This is a genomic window from uncultured Chloroflexus sp. (assembly GCF_937951745.1).
GTDB lineage: Bacteria > Chloroflexota > Chloroflexia > Chloroflexales > Chloroflexaceae > Chloroflexus.
The window spans coordinates 33,684-58,558 of sequence record NZ_CALFBQ010000016.1 but is presented as its reverse complement, the minus strand read 5'-3'; the positions used below and the strand labels follow the sequence as shown (position 1 = coordinate 58,558).

General features: G+C 60.0%; 18 protein-coding genes. 8 read left to right on the top strand and 10 right to left on the bottom strand.

Features of this window, described 5'->3' with window-relative positions; translation table 11 throughout:
- Positions 1 to 5: 5 nt before the first annotated feature.
- The 3 genes from nuoL (at position 6) to Q1A59_RS05220 (ending at position 5,932) form a co-directional block, all read left to right on the top strand.
- Positions 6 to 1,934, top strand: coding sequence for an NADH-quinone oxidoreductase subunit L (gene nuoL, locus Q1A59_RS05230; RefSeq protein ID WP_298401113.1), 1,929 nt, complete (start codon positions 6 to 8; stop codon positions 1,932 to 1,934).
- Between the two features lie 585 nt (positions 1,935 to 2,519).
- On the top strand, positions 2,520 to 4,097 hold the full coding sequence (locus Q1A59_RS05225; RefSeq protein ID WP_299644221.1) for a NuoM family protein: 1,578 nt from the start codon (positions 2,520 to 2,522) through the stop codon (positions 4,095 to 4,097).
- Between the two features lie 362 nt (positions 4,098 to 4,459).
- The gene (locus tag Q1A59_RS05220; protein WP_298401119.1) at positions 4,460 to 5,932 is read left to right on the top strand and encodes an NADH-quinone oxidoreductase subunit N; all 1,473 of its coding nucleotides are present in this window, start codon (positions 4,460 to 4,462) and stop codon (positions 5,930 to 5,932) included.
- Positions 5,933 to 5,953: 21 nt separating this feature from the next.
- On the opposite strand, the gene Q1A59_RS05215 is transcribed toward Q1A59_RS05220, so the two are convergent.
- Together Q1A59_RS05215 and Q1A59_RS05210 are read right to left on the bottom strand one after the other, a co-directional pair.
- Positions 5,954 to 6,310: a hypothetical protein gene (locus Q1A59_RS05215; RefSeq protein WP_299644218.1), complete on the bottom strand. Its 357-nt coding sequence runs from the start codon at positions 6,308 to 6,310 to the stop codon at positions 5,954 to 5,956.
- Positions 6,311 to 6,370: 60 nt separating this feature from the next.
- The gene (locus tag Q1A59_RS05210; RefSeq protein ID WP_299644216.1) at positions 6,371 to 7,153 is read right to left on the bottom strand and encodes an enoyl-ACP reductase; all 783 of its coding nucleotides are present in this window, start codon (positions 7,151 to 7,153) and stop codon (positions 6,371 to 6,373) included.
- 256 nt (positions 7,154 to 7,409) lie between these two features.
- Here Q1A59_RS05210 and Q1A59_RS05205 point away from each other — a divergent pair, with 256 nt between their 5' ends.
- The 5 genes from Q1A59_RS05205 (at position 7,410) to ybeY (ending at position 11,909) form a co-directional block, all read left to right on the top strand.
- Entirely contained in the window at positions 7,410 to 8,354 is a 945-nt protein-coding gene (locus Q1A59_RS05205; protein WP_298401126.1) for a peptidylprolyl isomerase, read from the top strand.
- Positions 8,355 to 8,517: 163 nt separating this feature from the next.
- Positions 8,518 to 10,227: a hypothetical protein gene (locus Q1A59_RS05200; protein ID WP_298401379.1), complete on the top strand. Its 1,710-nt coding sequence runs from the start codon at positions 8,518 to 8,520 to the stop codon at positions 10,225 to 10,227.
- A gap of 118 nt (positions 10,228 to 10,345) precedes the next feature.
- Positions 10,346 to 10,897 carry an inorganic diphosphatase gene (locus tag Q1A59_RS05195; RefSeq protein WP_012259161.1) on the top strand — a complete coding sequence of 184 codons (552 nt, stop codon included), beginning with the start codon at positions 10,346 to 10,348 and terminating at the stop codon, positions 10,895 to 10,897.
- An 11-nt stretch (positions 10,898 to 10,908) separates the two neighbouring features.
- On the top strand, positions 10,909 to 11,367 hold the full coding sequence (locus Q1A59_RS05190; protein ID WP_298401144.1) for an NUDIX hydrolase: 459 nt from the start codon (positions 10,909 to 10,911) through the stop codon (positions 11,365 to 11,367).
- A gap of 80 nt (positions 11,368 to 11,447) precedes the next feature.
- Positions 11,448 to 11,909, top strand: coding sequence for an rRNA maturation RNase YbeY (ybeY, locus tag Q1A59_RS05185; protein WP_298401147.1), 462 nt, complete (start codon positions 11,448 to 11,450; stop codon positions 11,907 to 11,909).
- Between the two features lie 44 nt (positions 11,910 to 11,953).
- Here ybeY and Q1A59_RS05180 read toward each other — a convergent pair whose 3' ends face one another.
- The 8 genes from Q1A59_RS05180 to Q1A59_RS05145 form a co-directional block, all read right to left on the bottom strand.
- Entirely contained in the window at positions 11,954 to 12,139 is a 186-nt protein-coding gene (locus Q1A59_RS05180; RefSeq protein WP_298401150.1) for a hypothetical protein, read from the bottom strand.
- Between the two features lie 3 nt (positions 12,140 to 12,142).
- Positions 12,143 to 13,285: a methyltransferase domain-containing protein gene (locus Q1A59_RS05175; RefSeq protein ID WP_298401152.1), complete on the bottom strand. Its 1,143-nt coding sequence runs from the start codon at positions 13,283 to 13,285 to the stop codon at positions 12,143 to 12,145.
- 80 nt (positions 13,286 to 13,365) lie between these two features.
- Positions 13,366 to 14,463 carry a M20 family metallopeptidase gene (locus Q1A59_RS05170; protein ID WP_298401154.1) on the bottom strand — a complete coding sequence of 366 codons (1,098 nt, stop codon included), beginning with the start codon at positions 14,461 to 14,463 and terminating at the stop codon, positions 13,366 to 13,368.
- A 354-nt stretch (positions 14,464 to 14,817) separates the two neighbouring features.
- Complete coding sequence (locus tag Q1A59_RS05165; RefSeq protein WP_298401156.1) at positions 14,818 to 15,609, bottom strand: SDR family oxidoreductase; 792 nt, start codon at positions 15,607 to 15,609, stop codon at positions 14,818 to 14,820.
- Entirely contained in the window at positions 15,606 to 16,499 is an 894-nt protein-coding gene (locus Q1A59_RS05160) for a R2-like ligand-binding oxidase (protein ID WP_299644209.1), read from the bottom strand. Before Q1A59_RS05160 ends, Q1A59_RS05165 begins: the two co-directional genes overlap by 4 nt.
- Positions 16,500 to 16,616: 117 nt before the next feature.
- Entirely contained in the window at positions 16,617 to 20,276 is a 3,660-nt protein-coding gene (locus Q1A59_RS05155) for a HEAT repeat domain-containing protein (RefSeq protein WP_299644206.1), read from the bottom strand.
- A gap of 38 nt (positions 20,277 to 20,314) precedes the next feature.
- Positions 20,315 to 20,533, bottom strand: coding sequence for a Franean1_4349 family RiPP (locus tag Q1A59_RS05150; protein WP_298401164.1), 219 nt, complete (start codon positions 20,531 to 20,533; stop codon positions 20,315 to 20,317).
- A gap of 1 nt (position 20,534) precedes the next feature.
- Positions 20,535 to 24,863, bottom strand: a complete 4,329-nt coding sequence (locus Q1A59_RS05145; protein ID WP_299644204.1) for an adenylate/guanylate cyclase domain-containing protein — start codon at positions 24,861 to 24,863, stop codon at positions 20,535 to 20,537.
- Positions 24,864 to 24,875: the final 12 nt, after the last annotated feature.

The following is a 24,875-nucleotide window of genomic DNA, read 5'->3' as shown; positions in this document are numbered from 1 at the left end:
CGGCTATGGAACTGTTGATCTGGCTTATTCCGCTGCTGCCGTTTATTGGCTTTTTGTTGAATGTGTTCGTTATTCGCCGCGAACGCGAAGCGGGTCTGGTGGCGAGCGGCTTGGTGGCGGCAGCGTTTGTAGTGACGCTGATTGCGGTGGCGATGCTGGCCGGCATGCCACCAGAAGAACGGCGGATTGTCAGTACGGCATGGGAATGGATCAATACCGGCAGCTTCCGGGTGCCGTTTGCGATCATGTTCGACCCGCTGACGGCAGTGATGGCACTGTTGATTACCGGCGTCGGCGCGTTGATCCACGTCTATTCAATCGGCTACATGCACGGCGACCCGCGGGTAGTGCGCTATTTCGCCTACCTCAATCTGTTCGTCACGATGATGCTCTTCCTCGTGATGGCGAACAATCTGCTGCTACTGTTCCTCGGTTGGGAAGGCGTCGGTCTCTGTTCTTTCTTACTCATTGGTTTCTGGTTTGAGCGCAAGTCAGCCAGTGCGGCAGCAGTGAAGGCGTTTGTCGTCAACCGGATCGGCGACGCGGCCTTTATTCTCGCTATGCTAGCGGTATTCGCGTATTTTGGCACGCTCAACTTTTATGGCGATGGTGAAGGCGGTCAGCTCGGCTTTCTCGAACGAGTTAGCGATATTGCCGGCCTGCGTATCGGCCCCGATTGGCAGCCGATCTTCGTCAGCACAGCGATCTCGTTCCTGTTACTGATCGGTGCCACTGGCAAGAGTGCCCAGTTCCCGCTCTTTGTCTGGCTGCCCGATGCGATGGCCGGCCCGACGCCGGTCTCGGCACTCATTCACGCCGCAACGATGGTGACCGGCGGTGTCTATTTGATGGCCCGCGCCGAGCCGTTGTTTGTCGCATCGTTTACCACCCAAGGCTGGGTAGCATGGATCGGCGCGCTGACAGCGCTGCTGGCCGGCACCGCCGCTATGGCGCAGTGGGATATTAAGCGGGTGCTGGCTTATAGCACCGTCTCGCAGTTGGGTTTTATGGTGGCGGCCTGTGGCATGGGGGCGTATGTGGCCGCGATCTTCCACCTGCTGACCCACGGTATCTTCAAGGCGCTGCTTTTCCTCGCCGCCGGTTCGGTCATTCACGGTACCCACGACACGCAGGATATGCGGCGAATGGGTGGGTTGAAGGATGCGATGCCAACCACCTTCCGCACGTATGTGATCGGCGCGTTGGCGCTGGCCGGTATTGTGCCGTTTGCCGGCTTCTGGAGTAAAGACGAGATTTTGGCCCATGCGATCAGCCACGGCCACACGCCGATCTTTGTTCTTCTCTTCCTGACATCGCTGCTGACCGCCTTTTATATGGGCCGGCAGGTAGCGCTGGTCTTTTTTGGTACGCAGCGCGATCCTAGCTATCATCCGCACGAAAGCCCGCAGGTGATGACCGTACCGCTGGTGGTGCTGGCGGTTGGCGCAACCATTGGCGGCGCGATCAATGTGCCGGCGCTGCACTGGTTGACCGATTGGCTCGAACCGGTGTTGCATGAAAAGGCCGGCGAATTTAACCTCTGGTTGGCGTTGATCGCGACAGCCGGTGCGGGAGGTATGGGTTATCTCGGCTGGTGGGTGTACACCTCCAACGCGGCCAAGATCAAAATTGGCGGCAAAGATCCGGCCTACCGCTACAGCGGCGATATCTGGAAAGGGATGGAAGAAGCATGGTATTTCGACCGGCTCTACCAGCGCACGGTGGTAGTCGGCTTCGAGCGGCTGGCCGATTTTCTGGCTCGCGTTTTCGACCCGCAAGGGGTTGATGGGTTGGTGATGGGAGTTGGCCGCTTCTTCGGCGGCTTGGCCAACGGCGTGCGTGCCTTGCAAACCGGGTATGTGCGCACCTACGCTCTGGTCTTTACAGTTGGGGTCTTGATTGTGCTGGGGGTGATGTTGTGGTTTGCCCGCTAGGCACAGCCCTCACTCCAACCCGCCCCCGCTGCGGGAGGGAGAAGACAGCGCCCTCTTCTCCAATGGGGGAGGGGGACGGAGGGTGGGGGTACGAACCAGCGCCTGCCCTCCGGCTGTGGTTACGCAGACGCCGCTCGACTGCAGCAATCTCCCGCTGGGGCGGGAGGTAAGGCTGAGGGGGATCGGGTCGTGCTCGAAGGCGATGACTTCGCCGCGCGCGGGCAGCACCTCGCTCTACCCCTGTGCTCAGCGCGCAATGACAATGGGGGAACGGGCAAAGGTGCCCGTATGTCATTGCGAGGGAGCAATGGCTGCCAACCGCGTTGGGTGCCGCCCGACCGCAGCAATTTCCCGCTGGGTCGGGAGGGAAGGCTAAGGGGGATCGGGTCGTGCTCGAAGGCGATGGCTTCGCCGCGCACGGGCAGTACCCCACTCTACCCCTGCGCTCAGCGCGCAATGATCACGGGTGCTGGTGCAACGCGGTGCAAACGTCCTACACAGACGGTCAAGGGTTCTCTGGTACGGGAAGGCCGGAGCGGCGGCTGGCGGTGATCTAGCCGGCACGTCGCTCCACGAGGGAGTGCTATGAATCAGCTAGGCTTTCCGCTCCTCTCGCTCGTCCTCTGGCTGCCGGCAGCCGGGGCGTTGGCGTTGTTGTTCGTGCCGCGCGCCAATGTCGAGTTGTCCCGCCGGATATCGCTTGTGACGATGGTGGCCGTTTTTCTCATTTCGCTGCTGTTGCCGCTGCGCTTCGAGACCAATCCGATGCAGATCGCAGTGGTGGGCGCGCCGCCAGTCATGCAATTTGTTGAAGAGTTGCCGTGGTTGCCAATCGTTGGCGCAACGTATAGTTTGGGGGTTGATGGCATCAGTCTCTGGCTGGTGATGCTGACTACCTTTCTCGGGCCGATTGTGGTGCTGTCAACGTGGGACTCAGTGCATAAGGATGTGCGTAACTTCCAGATTCTGCTACTCATTTTGCAGACAGCGATGCTCGGCGTCTTTCTGGCGCAGGATTTGCTGCTGTTTTATCTCTTCTGGGAGTTTACGCTCATTCCGATGACCTTTCTCATTGGGATCTGGGGCAGCCAGAACCGCATCTACGCTGCGCGCAAGTTTTTTCTCTACACGTTTGCCGGTTCAGTGCTGATGTTGCTGGCTCTGATTGCGTTGCACATTCTGCACCGCGACGCTATTGCCGCCGTCGAACCCGGTTTTCGCGGCACGTTTAGCTTTGGCCAGTTTGTTAGTGATCTGCGCTCTGGCCGGTTTACCCTTGATACATTAACCGAGCGGCTGCTGTTTGGCGCGTTTTTTCTGGCCTTTGCGGTGAAGGTGCCGCTTTGGCCGTTTCACACGTGGTTGCCCGACGCACACGTCGAAGCGCCAACGGCTGGTTCGGTGGTGTTGGCTGGGGTGTTGCTCAAATTGGGCGGCTACGGCATGATCCGCTATAACTTGACCCTTTTCCCGGCAGCGTCGCAGTGGGCGGCGCCGGCCTTAGCCGTACTAGCTGTGATCGGGATCATCTACGGCGCGGCGGTGGCCTTTGCCCAGTCAGACATGAAAAAACTGGTGGCTTATTCATCGGTTAGCCACATGGGATTTGTGGTGCTTGGCATCTTCGCGCTTAACACTGAAGGGATCAGCGGCGCGGTGTTGCAGATGGTCAACCACGGTCTTAGCACGAGTGCCCTCTTCTTGATGGTGGGGGTGCTGTATGAACGCCGGCATACCCGCGAGCTGGCCGAGTATGGCGGCTTGTGGAAGGTGATGCCGGTGTTTGCCGCCTTCAGTCTGCTAGTGGCGCTCTCATCGGCGGGCTTGCCGGGCCTCAATGGCTTTGTCGGTGAGTTTACCATCATTGCCGGCGCTTTCCGGTCGCCATTGCTCGGTTGGGTCTATGTTGCCATTGCCGTTGGTGGCGTAGTGTTAGCGGCGGCGTATCTGCTCAAACTCTTCCGGGCCGTCTTTATGGGCGATGTCTCACAGCCGGCCAATGCTAATTTGCCCGATCTCAATCAGCGTGAACTCACGACTTTCACTTTGTTGAGCATTCCAATTGTCGTGATTGGCATCTATCCCGCGCTCTTCTTTGCTGGCATGCAGCACAGTGTTGCAGCACTAGTAGCCGAACTAATGGCGCAGGTGGCGGGCGGGTAGCGATCTGCTAGATCCGGCGCGCTCACGCTGGCGCGAGGATAGGCACATAAAGCAATGAGGGGTGGGTGCGCCAGCCCACGAGAGCGGCAAGCGCTTCCCTGCTCCCCAGCAACGGGGAGCAGGGCCGGTGATAAGGGTGAAAAGTATTGTTACGTTCGCCAAAGCTAATTGCGGGCACGCTCGGCGATGCGCTGCCTTGGTCAACCCGCCCTCGTACTGGCATAAAAACTGCTTAGGTGTTAGCACAAACGTGAAATGATATCACCGCATACACGCATAACCCAAATGGCGCATCTGGCCGGCGCACAAAGTGACGTGGCAGAAACAAGCGGTATCGCCGGCGCAGGCGAGGAGGAGATCAGATGGATTCATTGATGATCCCGCCGGTGGATCTGACGTTAATGGCGCCCCTCTTGGTGGTGATCACGTGGGCGACCGTCTTGCTGTTGGTTGACGTGTTCTTTATTCCCGATGGTCGCAAGAAATTGACCGGTTACCTTGCGATCGGCGGTTTGGTGGTGGCCGGGTTGGTTGGTCTTCCCCTCTGGGGAGTGACCGGTACTACCTTCGACGGGATGCTGCGGCTCGATCCGTTTGCCCTCACGCTGACGTGGGTCTTCTTGCTAGTCGGCATTCTCAGCATTACGATGTCGCTGGAGTATTTGCCTAGCCAAGGGATCGAGCAAGGAGAGTTCTATCCGCTGATCATGTTTGCTGTCAGCGGCATGATCCTGCTTGCCCAAGGCACCGATCTGATCGTGTTGTTCCTCGGCATCGAGACGCTCTCGATTACGCTCTACGTTTTGACCGGCTTTGCCTACCCGCGTCTGACCTCGGAAGAGGCGGCGATGAAATATCTGGTGTTGGGCGCGTTTGCCGCCGGATTTTTCGTCTATGGCATTGCGTTGGTCTTTGGTGCCGCCGGTTCGACCCGACTGGCTGAGATTGGCGCATATGCAGCCAGCCGCGGGTTGGGCGATCTCAATCTGACCCTGTTGCTTGGCGGCGCGGCGATGGTGCTCATCGCTTTTGCCTTCAAGGTGGCGTTGGCACCGTTCCACATGTGGACACCCGATGTCTACGAGGGGTCGCCGACGCCGGTAGCAGCGTTTATGAGTGTTGGCACCAAAGGCGGTGCGCTGGCTGCTTTGGTGCGGCTGCTCTTTGAGGGCTTGCCGACGCTGAGCGAGTACTGGTTACCGGTGCTGGCCGGTCTGACCGCGCTGACGATGGTGGTCGGCAATTTGGGTGCCATTGCGCAGACCAACGTGAAGCGCATGCTGGCCTACTCGAGCATTGGCCATGCCGGTTATGTAATGCTCGGTGTGATGGTCGCCGGCGAGCAACGCGGGCCAGAAGCGTTTATCTTCTATCTGCTGGTGTATGCGCTGAGCAATCTAGGGGCGTTCGCAGTGCTGATCGCGCTTGAGCATCAAGGCGAGAATGCGTGGCGGCTCGACGATTTTGCCGGCTTGTACCAGCGCCAGCCAATGCTTGCGGTGGCAATGGCAATCTTTATGTTCTCGCTGGCCGGCGTGCCGCCGACTGCCGGTTTTATGGCCAAGTTCTACGCGCTCACCGCAGCATGGGAGGGGGGGCTTCCGTGGTTGGCGTTGGTGGGGGTGCTTACGAGTGCCGTGGCTGCTTTCTTCTACCTGCGCGTTATCATCCGCATGTTTATGACCGAGCCGGCAGGCGAGCCGGCCCCTGCCCTCAATCGCGGTCTTACCGTTGATATTGTGGTGGCAGCGATCGGCACGATAGCTATTGGCCTCATCCCGGCGCCGGTGTTCGCACTGGTTGAACGCTCGTTGGTGGCGTTAGGCGGGTCGTAACGACCCGCCCCTGCTACACAATCATCCCTTGCCTAAGAGGAAATTGATCGTGTCGATTAATACCTTCGCCTCGACTGGCTCCGGCACGATCGCGATCGTCCAATCGCTGGCGTAGGGAACCGACTGCAACTCGTTCATCGGCAATGCGCTCGCAATCACAATCGGGATGTTCGCCGTCGCCTCATCAGCGCGGAGGCGCTCGATCACCTGTTCTTCGGGCGAAGCCAGCACCGGCATCGCTACGATAAACAGGGCTGGCAGTTCTGCGGGTAGCGTATCAGGAGTATACGTCGTGACGCGGAAGTCAAGGTTAGCGATGAGCGCCGCTAACCGTTGCGCCGTTACGCCATCGGTTGAGACAATTGCAATCTCTACCATGCTTTCCTCCGCATTGCAGTGCGCATGTTGCCCCATTGTAGCACACTGCCACTCGATCCGCTACTCTTCGCTGCTTCCGGGTACGATGGCGTTAAAGCCGGCATCGACATAATGAATTTCGCCGGTGACGCCGGCAGACAATGGCGAGCAGAGGTAAAGCGCAGCATTACCGACGTCCTCGATAGTCACGTTGCGGCGGAGCGGTGCATATTCGGCGAAGTGCTTGTGCAAGCTGCGGAAGTTTGAGATGCCGCTAGCAGCGAGGGTGCGGATCGGGCCGGCGCTGATTGCATTGACCCGGATCCCGCGCGGGCCGAGACCGGCAGCGAGATAGCGCACGCTGGCTTCGAGCGCAGCCTTCGCGACTCCCATCACATTGTAGCTGCCGATCACCTGCCGCGCGCCGTGGTAGCTGAGCGTCAGCACAGTCGCGTTGGGTGCAAAGATCGGTTCGGCGGCCTTAACTAGCGCAATCAGCGAATAGGCGCTAATCTCAAGCGCAATACGGAAGCCTTCGCGGGTCGTGTTGAGTATCGTGCCACTCAATTCCTCTTTGTTGGCGAAGGCGATCGCATGGACGAGAAAATCGATCTGACCAAACGTCTCGTGGGCGCGTTCCATCAATGCGGCGATGTCTTCATCTTTTGATACATCGCACGGCTCGATCAAGGGCGCGTTGAGACTCTCGGCCAACGGGCGCACGCGCCGCTCAAGCGCTTCGCCAAGGTAGGTAAAGCCAATCGTCGCCCCTTCGCGATGCAGGGCCTGTGCGATGCCCCACGCGATCGAGCGGTCGTTGGCCACGCCGAGAATCAGGCCCTTCTTGCCTTCCATAAGGCCCATAGATTGTTCCTCCATCTCATCAGTTGGTGTAGCGCAGCTTGTAATCTAGGCAAACGTTGTTTCGCCTCACTAGCGCGCCATCTTACCACACTTTGATGCAAAGGTTTTGTTGCGTATGATCGCCGGGGCGCGTTGTCGTTCTGCATGAAATAGCATCCTTGTTCGTTTTGGTCTGCAATATGTGGTAGGATGAGAGCACACTGCGGCGTATTGCTTGTGATACGTCCACGACGTGGTTTTGGAGAGGAGTCTATTTGTGAGGCTAGATTGGTTTGTTCGTCGCGCTGCGTGGCTGGTCTTGGCCGCGAGCCTTTTGCTAACCGCCTGTGGTGGGTCGTCGGGGCCGACGGTGGCCGGTTCGCCAACGACCAGTGCGCCACCGGCGCCAACCGCTGCAACTACTTCAGCGCCGGAAGGGGTGATTGCGCGAGTTGGCGACGGATTTATCTTGCGGCGAGATTTTGATCGTTTTTATTTACCGGGAGCTGATCCAAAAACATTGCTTGATCAGATGATCGATGTTGAGTTAGTCGTGCAGGCCGCTATGCAAGAGGGCGCTACCGTCGATGAGACCAAAATCGACGAGCAAGTGACCCAGTTGCGGCTGGCGCAAGCTGGTGGCGATGAGGCGCAATTTATAGCGTTTCTGCAAAGCAACAACATTGCCGATGAGGCAGAGTTGCGCCGGTTGCTACGGCGTGATGCCTTGATCGAGCAGATGTTGCTCAAGCATACGACGGCCGAGCAGGTGCGTGCGCGCCACATTTTGGTGTCGGCCACGCCCGAAGAAGCTGAGAGCCGAAAAGCTACGGCTGAAGCGATTCTGGCTGAATTGCAAAATGGTGGTGATTTCGCTGCACTGGCCCGTACGCGCTCGGATGATCCGGGGTCGGCAGCCCAAGGTGGCGATTTGGGTTGGGCGCCGCGTGGTTTGTACGTCGCACCGTTTGAAGAGGCGGTGTTCAGTATGAAGCCGGGTGAGCTGCGCTTGGTGCAGACCGATTATGGCTGGCACATTATCGAAGTGACCGGCGGGCCAGAGGTGCGTTCGTTTGATGACCGGATGCTGCTCGATACGCCTGCCGGCCAAGAGGCGTTTAGCACTACCTTCTTGCCGTGGGTGACCGAGTTGCGCAGCGCAGCCCAGTCAGCCGGCAAAATTGAAATTCTGGTTGATCTAACAACGTTAACGCAGCCGTAACCGGTAGTAGGGACAGAGCAACGCTCTGTCCCTGCCGCTACCGCGGGAACTAACGATCGATCACGTTCATCTTTATAGTAAAAGGGATTGTTGCGTGCGTTCGGTGGTTGCCGCAACTCTCCAAGATGAGGATGTGTCTGCTTGCAGGAAGGACGTGATCCCGATGTTGCACCGTCTCTGGCTGCTCTGGCTGCTCGTTCTTACCGGGTGCGGCGCAGCGTCGCTGCCGCCAACACCAGCGCCGACTTCGCCGATTGCTTCACCCACCGCTGTGCCGGCGACCGCAACGGTCACGTTGCCGACGGCTGTGCCAACCTTGACGCCGACCATTTCAGCTACGCCAGCGCCGGTTTCGCCCACGCCGTTGCCTCAAACGCACGTTGTGGCGCCGGCCTATCCGGCTGAGATTCTCTTTTTGCGGAATGGGTCACTGGTGGCGCTCGATCCGGTGAGCGGGCGTGAGCGGGTGCTGGCCGCTGAGGTGCGCGATGTCGCCGTTGATGCTGCTGGCCGGCAGATTGCAATTGCGCATGGCCAAACTATTAGTGTGATCGATCGCCAAAGCGGTGAGGCGCAGGTGCTGGTGCGGGGTCGCGCGGCGTATGGTCTAAGTTGGACGCCTGATGGCTTGTCGCTCGCCTATGCTGCTGCCGCCGAATCGCCGGTTTTGCCGTTCGATTGGGAGCGCTGGAGTCGCTGGTGTGCAGCGGCGACGGTCACTATTGTCGATCTGCCCACCTTTACTGAACGCGCCATCGGCCCCGGTTGCGATCCGGTGTTCGCCTCTGATGGCCGTCGGTTGGCATATACGACGCCGCCAACTGCGCAACCTGACTTTTTGCCTTTCCCCGGCCAAACCAACACGATCCGGCTAGTGAATCGGGCTGGCGCCAATGCGTGGGACTTCGCCAGTGCCGATGGCTCGGTTGAGGCGGGCTATCTCGTCTATGGGCCGGCGTGGTCGCCCGATGCGCGTGAGGTGGCCTATCAACGGTTTCTCGGCTATCAGGCACTGGTTGATATTAATCTGACGATGATTGCCGGCAGCAGCGAGGGTGGCGGCATGCCCACACTGGCTGGCGCGGGTTGGCACCGTCCGCCTGTGTTTGCCCCCGATGGTCAGCGCTTGGCGCTGGTGGAGTATAACTTTAGCGATGCCCGTGGTTTCACCGGTTACGATATCTGGGGGCTGGCGCTGGTCGAGCTGCGCGGTGAGCGGCGCGAGACATTGCCGGGTGGTGATCTGACGCTGCGCGGCCAGTTCGTGGCCCGTATTCCGCGCGTGGCGGCGGCGGCATGGTCGCCTGACGGCAATACGTTGGCGGTGCTGGTACCCTCTGGCTGGAACCCAACCGCTGATCGCAATCAGCCACTCTATGCTGAGGCGACTGCCGGTGAGTTGTGGCAACTCTCGCCCACTGGCGAACCGCAACGGCGGTTGACGACAATCGTTGATTACGCCAGCCCGCTGATCTGGGCGCCAGTTGGGTTGGCAACGGCCCAGATCGATACCGGCGCAATCATGGTTCCGGCGGAATGGGAAGTGCTACCGGTCGCGCAACCCGGCGAGTTGGCGGCGACCGGCAATGGCCGGTTGGTGGGCCGGCGCGCGGTGGCCGATCCGGCAGTGCTAAGCGAGGCGGGATGGTCGCAAGCGGTCGCTGATTGGGTCACGGTTGCCCAAGCTGAAGCGCCGTACCAGCTCCCTGACGGTAGCCGCCTGATCACCTTCACTGGTCAAGCGGCCAACGGCAGCGCCATCGCCGGGGTCGCGCGGTTGGCGGCAAACGCGGTTATCATCAGCTACGCGTCACAAGCCGAATGGCCGCGCTATCGGGCCAGCGGGATTGCGCTGGCGCTGGCTGCTCGATAAGGGAATGAGCACAGCGGAGAGACGTTGTGGAGCCGGCGTCTCTCCGATTCTTTGCTGCCATGACGTGTTATAATCTTGCGGTAATGGGTCAAGTTACGTTATACGAGTGAGGCTACCAATGCAGAACCTGTGGCACGATCTGGAGCCCGGCCCAGACGTTCCGAATGTGATTCACGTCGTGGTTGAAATTCCAAAGGGATCGCGCAATAAGTATGAGTTCGACAAGCGGATCGGCGCGTTTCGCCTCGACCGGGTGCTCTATTCGGCGGTGCAATACCCCGGTGATTATGGCTTTATGCCGCAGACCTACTACGACGACGGCGATCCGCTTGATGTGTTGGTGATGACCAACCTGCCGACCTTCCCCGGCTGCATTGTCGAAGCGCGCCCGCTAGGTCTGTTCCGCATGCTCGATAAGGGTGAGCCGGATGATAAGGTGCTGGCAGTGTTGCAGTACGATCCCTTCTTCGCCGATTACCACAACTACACCGCCTTGCCGGCGCACTACTTGCGCGAAGTCGAACACTTCTTTACCGTGTACAAAGACCTTGAAGGCTCACGGGTCGAGCCGGTCGGCTGGGAGTCGGCGGATGTCGCTCGCGAGCGGATTCAGTACTCGATCGATCGCTATTGGGATATGCGGGCCGGTCGTGTGCTTAAGCGTGCCTGACTCGGACATCCATGACTTCACGCCGTTCTTTGTCACATCGCACAGCTTATTCGGCTGGCGGTGTTATTTACCGGATCGTCGCCGCGCAGATCGAAGTGGCGCTGATTGCCACCGATCGCGGCGAACGCTGGGGGCTGCCCAAAGGGCACGTCAATCGCGGTGAGACCGCTGAGGCCGCCGCCGTGCGTGAAGTTGCCGAAGAGACCGGTTTGGAGGGTGTAGTTGAGCGGCATCTGGCGACAATCGAGTATTGGTTTCGGTCGGGCGCGGGCCGGGTGCATAAATACGTCGATCTCTTTCTGCTGCGCTACGAACGGGGCGAGGTGCGGCCACAAGCGGGAGAGGTTGATGATGCCCGTTGGTTTCCGCTTGACGAAGCGCTGCGCCGCGTTTCGTTCGAGCGCGAGCGCGACGTGCTTTTGCTGGCGCAGCAGGCATTACAGCACGCTGCCGATGAATCAAAACCGTAAGCTGGCTTAGACGGCAGAGGGTCGCAGCCGTCAATAGCGCGATCCTCTGTGTCGTTTTTTTTGCGAGGGACGCGCGGGCTATGAGCTATACCATTGAAGTGCTGATTGATGAGGGGATCGAGGTTGATGCGACGTTGGTCGAACGGGCTGCGCACACGGCGCTGGCCAATGAACAAGCGCCTGCCGGGTGCGAGCTTGGCATTCGCATTACCACCGATGCCGAATTGCACCGGCTCAACCGTGATTTTCGCGGGGTTGACGCGCCAACCGATGTTCTCTCCTTCGCCGATGACGGTGATCGGGGGCCGTTTGTGGTTGCGCCCGATCAGCCGCGCTATCTCGGCGATATTGCGATCTCATACCAGCGCGTGTTGGCGCAAGCCGCAGAGTATGGTCACAGTCCAGCCCGTGAATTGGCCTACCTGACTGTGCATGGCGTGTTGCACCTGCTCGGCTATGACCACGAGCGCGGCCCCGCTGACGAGGCCGCTATGCGCGCCCGCGAAGAGGCGGTGATGGCGACGTTGGGATTGCCACGGTAAAGAGCGGCGGTAGGGTCATAGCGTCGCTATGCTCTACCTTGCCTTTACCGCCGTCGGCCAAACACCTGATCGATCCCGTAATCGATCACCAAATAGATCCCGATTGCCAACAGCAATAATCCCCACCACGGCATTTGCACCCAGATCACAATGTGCAGCCGCGACCAGATCAACCAAAAGACGAACACAATGATCAACGTGCTGGTCAGCGAACGGATTCGGCGCGTCATGTGTTACTCCCAGTCGTCATCTTCAGGGGACAGCAGTGGTGGCGGCGGAGTTGCCGTACCGGCCACGCGAATATGTTCGCAGATGGTCGCGCGGTGGCCGAGCACCAGCACCCGGTGGCGGGCGATAGCGCGCAAGACCGGTGCTGCCTGAGCGCGAGCGCGATCGAGCAGTTGTTGATCGGCGACGAGCGTCACCAGTCTTCCTCCCGGCTTGAGCACGCGGGCAATCTGATACAGTACATCACGGTACAGATCTTCAAGGTCTTCGCCCTCGCCGATCTGGGTGCCGAAGGGCAGATTCACCGCCACCTTGGTTACGCTTGCGTCAGGCAATGGTAACTTCGTCGCATTCCAGCGCCGTACTTCGATCTGGCCCCGCACGCTGCGCAAATTGGCCTGCATCGCCGTCACTGCCGCCGGGCTGATGTCACCGCCGTACAGCGCGGTAAACGGTCCCGCTGCCGCTCGTTCGAGCAACAAGGTGCCAACGCCGGCCATCGGGTCGAGAAAGATGTCATCTTCAGCCGGATGGGTCAACATCACCATCGCTGCCGCTAGGGCTGGGCGCAGCGAGGCCGGCAGGTGGGCAATCTTGCCGCGTAGGCGCAACGAGGCGTCAGAGAGCCGGATCGCTACGATCAGTTCTTGTTCGAGCAACGTTGCCCACACTTCCAGATCGGCCTCCTCCTCGATGGGCTGCCAGCGTCCCGGCCAGCCATCGCGCATTGCGTCGGCGACGGCGCGGCCCAACTCGCGGCGCTGAAAGCTGTGCTTGCCAACGATGCGCGTTACGACGCGAAAGGTGCCGTTGCGTTTGCCGCCATTCAACCGCCGCCAAACGTCGAGCGCTGGTTTAACCGCCTCTTCATTACGGGTGGCAGCATAGATCTGGCGCAGGCCGCGATCATCGGGCGCGATTTTAAAGCCGCGGGTGGCAACGACAAAGACATCCTCGATCGTGCGCAACGCCAACAGCGGGCGCGGTGAACCTTGATGGTCGAGCAAGATGAGGTCGTTGCGAGCCGGTACGCCACGGATGCCGACTTGGCGCGGCGCTGGTCGATCAGAGTCAGGCCGGATCTTTTGTTCAACTTCGCGCCACGTGAGCGCGGCAAGGCCGGGTAGGGTTTGTAATAGGTAAAGCATAGCTGGTGTGAACTTCTGATTCGATACGTTGTGAATTCGCTCTCTGTGGCAGCGCGAGCCGGTGGGAAGGCATTGTGCGTTTACCGCTCGTGCAGAGTGTCAATATAGCCGGTAATGATCTGATAGAGGGTCACCAGACTCGCGATTTCGACCCATTCTTCTGCTGAATGCAACCCTTTCCCCACTGGGCCGAGGCAAATGGCGGGCACGCCGATATGCGAATAGTAGCGCGCATCGGTAGCGAAATGTTCGCGGTAGAAGCGCGGCGGCTGGCCGGTGTAGCGCTCGATCAACTCGGCGATCTGACTGACCTCGTGGTGTTCGGGGTCAGTGCGGAGACCGGCGCTGGCCATCACGCTGACCAATTCGGCGGTAGGGAAGGCAGCTTGCAGATCGGCTTGAATCGCCTCCGGCGTCGTATCAGCAGTCCAGCGGATATCAAACGTCACCAGCGCTTCAGCCGGCACCTGATTACGTGAACCAGCCCCAACCCGAATTTCGGTCGGCGTGACTGAGGTGCGCCAATCGTGCGGGCCGGTTGGCGGCGGATAACGTTCGGTGATGGCGGTAATACCTTGGGTCAGGCGGTAGATCGGGTTATCGCCTTCCCATGGCCGCGAACCGTGGGCGGCGCGACCGGGGAGGCGCAACTGGGCCCACATGCCGCCTTTGTGCTCGAATAAGATACCGAGATCGGTCGGTTCAAGACAGAGCATAAACGCGCACTGCCAGCCTTCATCGCGCAGCCGGCCAGTGCCGTTGCGTCCACCAATCTCTTCATCAGTCACGAATTGAAAACCAACGTCGGGCGGGTTAGGGCGGGTGGCCAAATCGCGGATCAGGCGCATCATCACCGCCACGCTCCCTTTCATATCTTGGCTGCCGCGTCCATAGATCCGGCCATCGCGCACCTCCGGCGCGAATTGGTGCGGCTGACCAACCACCACGTCCAAATGGCCGTTCAGCATCAGGCGCGGCGTGCGGGTTGGCTGCAACGTGACCACTAACGCCGGTTTGCCTTCGGCGCTGCTTTGTTCGAGATAAATGCCCGGCACATTGGCCAAATAGTTAGCAACGTAGTTAATCGCTGCCTGCAACTGATCAGGCCGTCCGGCGATGGTCTCAAACCGGATCAGGTCGCATGTCAGGCGGGTGAGTTCTTCGGCAAGCTCGCTCATACACTCAATCCTGATGATGAGGAGCGCGCAGACACTACGTACCCAAGCGTTGGGGCGTCTGCGCGCTAGTACGTCTTGGTACTCTCCCTAGTGTACCACAGACACAGCGCAATACGGTGCTGTTAAGATGTTTTGCCGGCAACAATGCGAGTGATTTCCGCTTGTCATGGCGAGCACGGGTGGAGCCTGCTCAGGGGCTTTGGTCGCTCGCTGCTAGGGAATAGTCCTACCCTCCGTCACCGCCCCTAGCGGGGGTCTGGGTGGAGACTGCGCTCTCTCGTAATCACTGCGGAACGTATGGCGTGCGGCAGTTTAACTACCGCACGCCAACATCGGTTGCGCATTGTATCTGCTTCATCCTGCGACCAACCGGCTGAAGGGCGGTAAGATATCAGGCGCGATGGCCGCGACCACTGCGTAGAGTCGCGCTTTCCAACTGGGGTAGATTTGGCGGCGGCGGGCAGCGATACCGGCGAGGCTAGCCCGTACTACTGGCGGCGGCTGATCGACCAACCATCCCGGCACGCGCCGCTTTGGCCCGCCACCGTACTGGGGTGCATCGAGAATATCGGTTTGGGTGAAGAAGGGGTAGACGGTACTAACACTATACCCCTCGGCGGTGAGGCCGCTGGCAAAACCGCGCAAACCGAATTTGGCCGCACTGTAGACGCTAATGTTAGGGAGCGCGGCCCGGCCAAGGATCGACGAGATGAAGACGATTTGGCCGTTGGGCCGGTTGCGCAAGACGGGCAAGAGCGCTGCTGTTAACCGGATTGGGGCATGCAGATTGATACGCAGCAGCCGGTCGGCGGCGTCAGCCGGTATGGTGTTGAGCGGCCCGTAGAGGCCGATGCCGGCGTTGTGAATGATTAGATCAAGATCGGGAGCGACTTGTATAACCTGTTGGGCCAGCCGGTCGCAACTTGCCGGATCGCTCAGATCGGCGGGCAACAGCGCGCGGATGCGGCCGGCCTTCCCGCTAGATTGGCCGTGAGCGGCAAACTCAGCCGCAGCAGCCAAACGCTGTGGGCTATGGCTGCTCAAAATGAGTTCAGCGCCGGCGGCCAGCAACTGGTGGGCAAACTCGCGCCCTAACCCGCCGCCGGCACCGGTCAGTAACACAACCCGCCGGGCAAATGCACTCATACGGCATCCTCGTCGTCAGTCGCCAGCCCTTCAATCTCAGCGAGGCTCTGCTGACACGCCATCTCAAGCCGGTTCAAACGGCGCTGGAATTGGTTGAGGGCGAAATTGCTGAACATTTCTACTTGCAAGCCGAATGGCATCTCGTTGTAACTGGCAAAGATTTCGTCGATCACACCCATCGCATGCAAAAGCAGCTCGTTCATCCGTTCGACAATGTGATCCCAAATCCGTTGATCGGTTGCGATCAGGCGCGAAAGGAGATAGATGCCGTAGGCGATATGGCGTGATTCGTCTTGCTTGAGCAGGCGAATGCCCTCGCGTATGCCGGGCATGAGGTTGTGGGTGTCGAGAATGGTAAAGTAGCCGTGGTAGCCGGTCTCGGCCAGCACTCCTTCGACGATCATGTTGTAGGTCAGCGACGCTTCGGCGAGGTTGAAGGGCGAAGGGTCTCGCTCAAGCCGGTGCATCGCTGTCGGCAGCGCCTCGTAGATTAAGGCGCGGTAGCTTGGCGTGTGGTAGCGGCTGAGATCGGGGTTGGCGCGCGCCACTTCGTCGATAAAGCGGGCGAAGAAATCGGTATGCTTCGCCTCTTCAAACAGAAATGTCGTGAGGTATAACTCCTCTTCCAACCGGCCATCGCGGGCGACAGCGCTGATCAGCGGCAGCAAGTCGAGGGTGACGGCCTCTTCACCCGCTTGGAAGAGTGCGGTCAAGCGCAGCAGCAGGTCGCGCTCTTCGTCGCGCAATTGCTCCCAGTCGTGGCGATCGCGGCTGAGATCGATGAGCGAGGGGTTCCAGATGCCAAACTGTTTGGCCTTCTCAAACAGGCGCATCGGCGGGCTATTGCGGCGCAAGCCGCGGCTAGTGGTGATGAAATCGGTGTGGGACATCCCGTTCTCCTCTCATTGCAACGGCATTGGTGCGGCGGGATCCATCGCAAAGGTATGATGGCAGGCTTGGTCGCCATTATACCGCTGCCCGCTCAGCATGCTTTTATGTCGTTACGTTTACAAACTCGCGCTTGCTAACCGATCCAGCAGTGCTTCGCCCGCCCATAGCGCCACCTCCGGGTTAGGCGCAGTAGCCAGTGCTGCTAGTGCCTGCAATGCAGCGACGTTGGTCAACTCTGCGCAGTGCTGGTCGAGCGCCGTCACCGCGACGTGGCGCACCTTAAGCGGTTGGCCGCTGGCCACAGCCAAATGGGCCAAGCACTCGATGACATCGTGATCGGTGTGCTGGCTCAGCGCGACAATCGCGTGGCAACGGAGTGGTTCTGCGGCGTTTGGATCGATTGCCACCGCGCGAATAAGCGGATCGGCCGGCGCCACGCTTCTGAGATGGTTCAGAGCGAGCAATTTCAATACATCAGGGGCATGCGGATCGATGAGTAGTTGCCGGAGCGTCGGGTGGTACGGATCGGCGGCGGCGAGCAGCGTGAACGCTTGCGTTTGCAGGGCGGGGTATGGCGTGAGCAATGCTTCGACCAAGACCGGTATCGTGTCATTGACGGCGGTTGGGTTGAGTGCAGCGGCAGCGGCGAGGCGCACAGCCAGATCGGGATGACTCCGCATAACGCGGGCTAAAATGGGCGTTGTAGTTTCGGCTTGGCTGGCGAGCGCGTTGACGGCAGCGAGCGCACAAACCCGATCAGCGTCAAATGCTAGCCGGTGCAGCATGTTGGCTGGAACTGGGCGATCGCTCCGGCTAAGCGCGCGCAGCGCCGCGCTGCGAATGGGGTCGGGTTGCATGGTAATACATTCGATGATCTGTTCTACCGGTGGGGCGACTGCAGCATCGAACGCCGCGGCACGGATGGCTGGCGGCTCCTGTTCGTTGGTGGCGATGGCCATCAGCGCCGGCGTTGCAGCGGGGTCGGCGCTGCGGCCCAACGCTTGCAACGCTGCCAGCCGCACCGGTTCGGTGCTGTCTGCGCCGGCAAGGCACAACAGCCTCTCGATCATCGGTGCGGAGCATGGCGGCCCAATGCGGTCAAGCGCGGCACAGGCAAGGTCTGCCTCAGTTTCTTCTGCGAGGCGTAGCAACAGAGCTGCACCATCAGGCCATTCGGCAATCGCTTGCAGCGCCGCAGCGCGCAAGGGGGTATCGTACTGGGCGTTACGCGCAATGGCGGTTAGATCAGTGGATGGATCGGCAGCCAATAGCTCACCCAGCGGGCGCGGCGCGCTGGTGTCGTGTAAAGCGACGCTGATCAAAGCGTTGATGGCTGGGGCCAGTGTGGGTTGATTGCGTCCGATCATCCCGATAGCGTGTGCTGCTGCGCTGGTAATTCGTAACACGTGGCGGGTGATTAGGGCCGAAGGCCGGTCGAGCGGGATTGCCATTGCACCGGCTAAGGTGTCGGTTGTCACTATCACATCGGCCAAGAGGGCGCGCGTGGCCGGCTCTTCAGCTTGGGGCAGCCATTGATCGGCTGGCCCGATCAGCGCCGGTAACGCGGTGATCCACGTTTCCAACAAGTCGACGCCATACGTGGGCGCGAGCAAGCGACCCAGTGCGGCCAACGCATGCTTGCCACCGTGTTGGCCAAGCGCCATGATGATGGTCGTGGTTAACGTGGCGTCAAGATCGGGTCGATCGAGCGCAGCGAGGAGGGTGGTGCGCGCGGCTAGCACTGATGGATGGTTATGTGTAGCCAATGCGCTCAGCGTGTGGGCGACTGCCCGGCGCACCAGCGGTGGGTGTTGCTGGCCTAAGAATGGGCTGATCAGCCCAACGGCATGTGGATAGTGAGCCAATTGGCGAGCCGCAGCAGCCCGGATAATTGCCGGTTCATCGACTGCGTGCAACAAGCGGGTGAGCAGGTCAACACCGTGTGGCAAGCGATGCAGCCGGCTAATAGCGCGCAAGCGCAGATCAACCGGCAAACGGCTGCTCAATGCGAACCCAGCTAGAAGTGGATGGCCGGCAGGGGTTGCAGCCAGATCGGCGAGCGCTTCATCACGGGCCAGCCACGGATGATTCGGTTGAATGACAAAGCGGGCTAGTTGATCAAGATGGCCGGTGCGCAACCAGACTGCGCGGGCCGCTTGTCGCACCTCGGCGGTTTGATCAATGGCGGCCTGTGGCAATTCGGCGAGGGGTAGCGCTGCTGGCGCAAGTGCGCGCAGGCTGGCTGGCAGGGTTGTTTGCCGCAGCACATAGTGCGCAATGAGCTGTTGCCGCTCCTCACCGGCTGCGCCGCTGAGGAGCAAGCGCAGGCCAAGATGCACTGCCGGATCGGCTAACTGATCAATGGTGCTGGCGCGACTCACAGCGAGGAGGCAGCGACCGGCTTGGCTGATCAGATCGGCATAGGCGGGCAGGGGCGGTGGTAAAATCTGTTGCCGGCAGAGTAGATCGATCGCGTGCCAGCGCAAGGTCGGCGGGGCATCACTAGTGTCGAGCAGAGTAATCAGCAACGCTATGCTATTCGCCGGCGCGAGCTGGCTTACGATCCGTTCCAATAATGCGTTACGCTGATCTGGTTGGGTGCGGCTAATATCTATCAGGATCACCGGCAATGCTGGCGCAAGCATGTTCAATGCCTCCCCGCCGTGCTGGCAGATCTCGTCGATCAAGGGCCGGCTCAGGGTTGGATCGAGCCGTGGCCGTTCACGGAGGGAGCGGGCCAATAACAACAACCGTTCTGCTGGCGCCAGATCGCTGTTATAGAGGCTGGTGATTAGGGGGCGCGGATCCGGCGCGGCGCCAAATGCTAATGGCACAACCAGCGCGTGCTGGTGCGGGCCGGCATCGGAGAGGGGGGTGGGGTCGAGGCGCGGTCGGGCCGCTAGTTCGATCGCCTGTTGGTAATGCTGATAGGCGGTGCGCCCAATGCGCCAGCTCTCCTGATCGGGGAGGGTAGCCAACAATGGCGCGGCAAAGGTTGCCGCTCGTTCATACAGCGCAGCGCGCGAGACGGGCCAACCACTGAGCGGCTGAGTCAGCGCCAACAACAGCAATTCAGCCGGACGCTCACGCAGCAAGATCAGCGGATCGCGATCAAACAAGGGCAGGATGGCTTGTGGATCGCTATGGGGAAAGAGGTGCCGGATCCACCCAATCAATCGCTCAGCGGGCAATGGTGCGATGGCGTGATGGCGAAATCCCGGCCACAATTCGCCCGGCGGCAACGCAATGACCACTCGTGCTTGCGGCCAACGTTCGGCGAGGCCGGTCAAGAAACGTTGCCAGATTCCGCGCCGAGCAGGCGGCAAATCTTCCCAATCATCGATCAGCAGCAGACAAGGTAGGTTGTGTTCGAGTGGATTCGGCGCCAGATTCAGCTTGGTCAACGCGCGCACCGTAATCGCGCGCGGCGTCAAGCTCGGTGTGTCAAGCGCAGCGAGCAATAATCGCACGAGCGGTACGCTTGGCTGATCGTTGAGCCAACGCTGGGCAATTTGCGCAAGGACAAGGCTGCGCCCGCTGGCCGGCGGCCCGACGATCGCGAGCTGGTTTGGCTCAGCAAAGATAGTAGCTAGATCGAGATCGAGTCTGAATGGTGCCTCCAACGCTGCCGGCAGCAATTGCGCCAATGGTTCGCCCTTGAGCCAATGTTCGACGGCTGCGCGTATGTTACGCGGCATCCGGCGCGGTAAAAATAATTCACGGAGCGCGCGCGGCACAAAATGGAGTTCAGGACGTTCGGCGCTCCGCTCGTGCATATCGTCATTCCTTGACAGTGGCACTCACCTTGGATTGTTTAGAAAAAGCCGCGACCGGCGCTCTTCGACAGGCGCGGGTCAAGTTTACCGGCAAAGGCTTGCAAGCTCTCGGCATCAAGCCGTTCCAGCGCTTCCAACTCTTCTTCCGTGAGATCATAGCCGGCGCAGGCTACACGGGCATCAGCGATCAGTTGGGCACGAAACTCAGCATCAATGACAGCGCGACCAATTACCTGCTCAACGGCTGACTGTGACATGTTACACCTCCCCTGCTTGTTTGGCCAGCCGGCGAAGTTCACCGTTGGCGCCAATTGTGGTCAATTCATTTCGGGCCAATTCTAGATACGGATGAGCTGCTGGAAGGTTGCGACGTTGCAAGGCATTGCCAAAGCGGGCCGCAGCGCAGGCGTGTTCAAAGCGACAATTAATCGTCGCAAAGATATCCATCGCGCGCGTGAAGTAGTCGCTAAATGGTTCATTGCGTTCAGCGGCAATTTCACCGCTCAGGCGCAAAGCTACCGCATGATCAAACCGGCTACCAATCTGTTCGGCGAGTGCCGCTGCACGTGCCGCATGATCGGCGGCGGTTTGCAGCAATTGCTCGCGTTCATCGCTCTGCCCAGCTTGGCAGGCTTGGGCCAAGAGCGCTTCCCCCGTTGCGCAGAGGGCTTCGACCGTTAACTGCGGCACTTGAATCTGATTGCCGATGTGGTAAGCCTGATTGGCGTAAGTAAGACCGGTTGCGGGATCGCCGTTGGCAATGGCGGCCAGCGCCGCCATTGCGAGCGTATTCCCGTATTGGTACTGGTTGTCCTGTTTGGCATAGATGGGTAATGCTTGCTGATAAACCTGTAGCGCGCGCTGATAATCGCCGCGCGCATAGGCAATAATGCCGAGCGTATCATCGGCTTGGGCCATCCCTAGCTGATCACCCATCTCTTCGCACAGCGCTAGCGCGTCGTGGCACGCTGCTTCGGCGGCATCGTAGTTGGCCAGCCGGTAATGAGCGTAAGCCACATTTAATAACGCGCTGGAAAGGGCGTATTTCGCGCTGACCTTGCGTGCCAGCTCTTCAGCGTGGGCATAGAGTTCGACCGCTGCCGCATAGTTGCTCTGCAACTGCTCTAAGTAGCCGAGATTGTTGTAGGTGCGAGCGCAGCCGTAGATGTCGTCAATCGCTTCTTGCACGCTTAACGCATTCAAAAAGTGGTAGCGGGCCAGATCGTAGCGTCCGCGCATGCCATAAATCACACCCAATTGCTGCTGAAGTTCCGCCTCGATCCGTTCATCCTCGATGCTGCGTTGATCGTTGCGGATACGGGCCAAACCGGCTTCGCACATCGCCAGCGCTTCGTCAAATGCTGACAGCCGGGTGAGGGTCTGGGCCAGATCGGCGGCAATCGCCGCTAGCAACAACGGCGGCGTGTGGTTGATCGCCGCGCTAGCGATCGCTTCTGCGCTACGCAAACGCTCCAGCGCCTCTTGATAATGTCCTTGCTTTTCGAGCGCCGCTCCCCACGAACGCAACGTCTCAGCCTGTACGACTGGCGGCAAGCGATCGTTGCCTAACGCTAGTAAACGTTGGTACGTCTGCTGTGCTTCATCGTACTGGCCAATCGCCGCCAAGGTGTCGCCGAGCGCCTCCATCGCTTCCCACAGCCGCGGATCGTCGCCCCGTTCACCAATAATGTCAAGCGCCCAGCGATAATAGGTGATTGCTTGTTCGTTGGCGTATTCGTCGCGGGCCAAATGACCGGCTAGCAAGAGGTATTGAATCGCCCGTTCCGGGGCGTCGCTCAACCGGTAGTGATGTGCCAACAGGAAGATCGGGCTCGCAATAGCGCGGACGGCGCGGGTCGCCATCGGTCCGTTGCGCCCGATCTGCACATACTGGAACTGGCGCGCGTTGCTCACATCGTGCCGGAGCTGGTTCAGCTCACGTGCATACCGTTGTTCAAGATATTCGCCGATTCGCCGGTGCAGTTCACGCCGGCGAGCGAAGAGCATACTTTGATAGGTGACTTCGTGCAGCAACGCATGGCGGAAGGTGTGAACCCGTTCAGGAGCTTCGCGTTCGAGCAGGGTCAATTCTTGCGCGTCGAGCTGGCTGACATGTTCGATCAGCCAGCGCGTGTCTTCGCCATAAACCGATTGCAGTACCGGCAGTGGAAAGCGCTGGCCGACCACGGCGGCCACCCGCAGCAATACCCGTGAACGTTCGTCAAGCTGGTCGATGCGAGCTAATAGCAAGCCGCTCAAGCTGTCGGGCAGCTCGTCGAGCGCTGTGTTACCGTGTTGCACGGCCCGCACCAATTCTTCGATGAAGAGCGGATTGCCGGCGGCGCGGGCGATGATCTGCGCTTGCACCTGCGGATCGATCTGAGCGCCGGCGGGAATAGCGGCAATCAGCGCTGCGCTATTGCTGGCCGGCAGTTCGGTCAGCGTGAGCACCTCGGCTTTGTCGGCTAGCGGATCGTTATCCCAGTACAAGGTGTCGCGGTGTAAGCCGAACAAGAAGATCGGCGCTTGCGCTACCGCACTTGCGATATAGCGCCAGAGATCAAGTGAGATCCGGTCGGCCCATTGCAAATTGTCAAACACGAGGATCAGGCCGCGTGTAGCAGCCATAGCGAGGATGATGGAACGGATAATCTCAAATCGGCGTTCCTGCCGTTGTTTTGGGTCAAGCGTGCGCGTTAACGGGTTGTCATCAATATCCAGCTTGACCAAATCGGCTACAATCGGCATCCAATCATCGGCGATTGCAGCGGCGGCGAGGGCCTGTCGCAACTGGGCGGCCCGCGTTGCCTGATCGGCGCCGGCGGGGATCGAGCACAGCGCCTGCATCGCATCGCTCCATGGCGCGTATGGTGTGCTTTGCTGGTATGATAAGCAACGTACCGTCACGATCTTGGCCGTGCGGGGTGCCCCTGTCACCAATAGCTCGGCGGCAAGTCGCGTTTTGCCAATGCCTGCTTCGCCGCTGATACGCACGACACGGCCGTAACCGGTTAACGCCAGTTCTAGACGTTCGCGCAGCCACACCAGTTCGTGCCGCCGGCCAACAATCGCATGGTGGAATTGCGGCGTAGGCGCTTCACGTTCGCCGATCAAGCGCAATAGTTCGAGCGGTTCGCGTTTGCCGCGCGCGCTGACCGAACGTGAGTCGGCAAAGACCATCGTGGTGCCGATGCTAACCGCAAATGGAGTTGTCGCTCGGATTTCACCCCAATTGCTATGTGCCATCACCCGCGCCGCGACATTCACCGCGTCACCCATGACGGTGTATTCTTTGCGCTCAACATCGCCAACATTGCCGGCAAAAACGGTTCCACTATTCAAGCCGATCCGTAGGCGCAAGCGATTGAGCGCGATGCCGGCCGGTTGGGCGGTGGTCAGGGTATGGAAGGCGCGCTGCAAATCGAGCGCAGCCCGCGCCGCGCGTTCGTGATGATCTTCTTGGGCAACTGGCGCGCCAAAGGTAGCCAGCAGCTTGCTGCCTTCGGTCGCTAAGTCAATTTTATTGACAGAACCGCCGTAATGTTCGATCGCCGTGAAACAGACGCGCCAAACGGCGTCGATGACCTGCGCCATGGTGGCGGGCGGCAACGACTCGACCAGTGGCGCTAAGCCTTCAATCTGCGCAAACAAGATTGAGACTGGACGCAGATCGGCTTCCAGTTGAGGCCGCCGTGGTTCTATCATGATCCGGTCAACCAGAGTCGGCGGTAAGTATGGACTGGGCCGTTCCAGCGTCCAGATCAAATGAAGGGCGGTATCACGGCTCGGCGGCGGCGGATTGGCATGGGAAGGCGGCGGTGTGTGGGGTGTATCGCCACTAATCGCATGCAATTTTGCATAACCGTCGGTAAGCATCTCACCTTGGGCGCGCCCCTCAATCATCGCCCATGCCTGCGGGCCGAGCACAATCTCACCGCGTCCACCTAACTCCTCAGCGCGAGCAACTCGCTCAACGCAGGCTCCCATCGCGCTATAGCGCAGCGACTCTGGCCGTCCGGCGCTGACGAGCGCCACCCGGCTACTCTCGACCCCGATGTGCATCGTGAACGGAAACGATCCGATTCCCGGCACTTCGCGCACGAAGCCGGCTTGCGCCTCTAGCATGTCACGGGCTACCACCGTTGCCGTGTTGGCGTGATCGGGGCCGGTAAAGAGCACGAGCAGCGCATCGCCGCCAAACGTGATCAGATCGCCGCCGGCCTGTTGGATGCGGCGAATCAAGGCCCCGAAGTAGGTGTTGAGCGTGTCGGTGACAATCTCGGCCCCTTCGCGGCCAAGGCTGCTCAGTCGTTCGGCCAAGGCGGTGGAACCGCTCACATCAGCGAAGAGCAGCGAGCCGTCAACCCATTCTACCCACGGTTGGTCATCAGTCGTGGCTAACCGATACGCAACTAACCGGCGCGGGAGGTAGGTCGTCAGAGCGTATTGGACATTAGCAAGGTAGGCGCAAGCGGCATACAGTTCGTGGGGCCGCATGTTGCCATCGAGCAGCGCCTGTGCCTGCGCAGCGCCGAGGTAGCGGGCAATGCGGTTGCGATCGATCTGGATGAATCGGTGCTCAGACATCGGCAGGCCGAT

What these genes read in the sequence shown, in the direction of transcription:
- nuoL (WP_298401113.1), top strand. Translation starts at nt 6, where the DNA reads ATGGAACTGTTGATCTGGCTTATTCCGCTGCTGCCGTTTATTGGCTTT.
- Q1A59_RS05225 (WP_299644221.1), top strand. Translation starts at nt 2,520, where the DNA reads ATGAATCAGCTAGGCTTTCCGCTCCTCTCGCTCGTCCTCTGGCTGCCG.
- Q1A59_RS05220 (WP_298401119.1), top strand. Translation starts at nt 4,460, where the DNA reads ATGGATTCATTGATGATCCCGCCGGTGGATCTGACGTTAATGGCGCCC.
- Q1A59_RS05215 (WP_299644218.1), bottom strand. Translation starts at nt 6,310, where the DNA reads ATGGTAGAGATTGCAATTGTCTCAACCGATGGCGTAACGGCGCAACGG.
- Q1A59_RS05210 (WP_299644216.1), bottom strand. Translation starts at nt 7,153, where the DNA reads ATGGGCCTTATGGAAGGCAAGAAGGGCCTGATTCTCGGCGTGGCCAAC.
- Q1A59_RS05200 (WP_298401379.1), top strand. Translation starts at nt 8,518, where the DNA reads ATGTTGCACCGTCTCTGGCTGCTCTGGCTGCTCGTTCTTACCGGGTGC.
- Q1A59_RS05195 (WP_012259161.1), top strand. Translation starts at nt 10,346, where the DNA reads ATGCAGAACCTGTGGCACGATCTGGAGCCCGGCCCAGACGTTCCGAAT.
- Q1A59_RS05190 (WP_298401144.1), top strand. Translation starts at nt 10,909, where the DNA reads ATGACTTCACGCCGTTCTTTGTCACATCGCACAGCTTATTCGGCTGGC.
- ybeY (WP_298401147.1), top strand. Translation starts at nt 11,448, where the DNA reads ATGAGCTATACCATTGAAGTGCTGATTGATGAGGGGATCGAGGTTGAT.
- Q1A59_RS05180 (WP_298401150.1), bottom strand. Translation starts at nt 12,139, where the DNA reads ATGACGCGCCGAATCCGTTCGCTGACCAGCACGTTGATCATTGTGTTC.
- Q1A59_RS05175 (WP_298401152.1), bottom strand. Translation starts at nt 13,285, where the DNA reads ATGCTTTACCTATTACAAACCCTACCCGGCCTTGCCGCGCTCACGTGG.
- Q1A59_RS05170 (WP_298401154.1), bottom strand. Translation starts at nt 14,463, where the DNA reads ATGAGCGAGCTTGCCGAAGAACTCACCCGCCTGACATGCGACCTGATC.
- Q1A59_RS05165 (WP_298401156.1), bottom strand. Translation starts at nt 15,609, where the DNA reads ATGAGTGCATTTGCCCGGCGGGTTGTGTTACTGACCGGTGCCGGCGGC.
- Q1A59_RS05160 (WP_299644209.1), bottom strand. Translation starts at nt 16,499, where the DNA reads ATGTCCCACACCGATTTCATCACCACTAGCCGCGGCTTGCGCCGCAAT.
- Q1A59_RS05155 (WP_299644206.1), bottom strand. Translation starts at nt 20,276, where the DNA reads ATGCACGAGCGGAGCGCCGAACGTCCTGAACTCCATTTTGTGCCGCGC.
- Q1A59_RS05150 (WP_298401164.1), bottom strand. Translation starts at nt 20,533, where the DNA reads ATGTCACAGTCAGCCGTTGAGCAGGTAATTGGTCGCGCTGTCATTGAT.
- Q1A59_RS05145 (WP_299644204.1), bottom strand. Translation starts at nt 24,863, where the DNA reads ATGTCTGAGCACCGATTCATCCAGATCGATCGCAACCGCATTGCCCGC.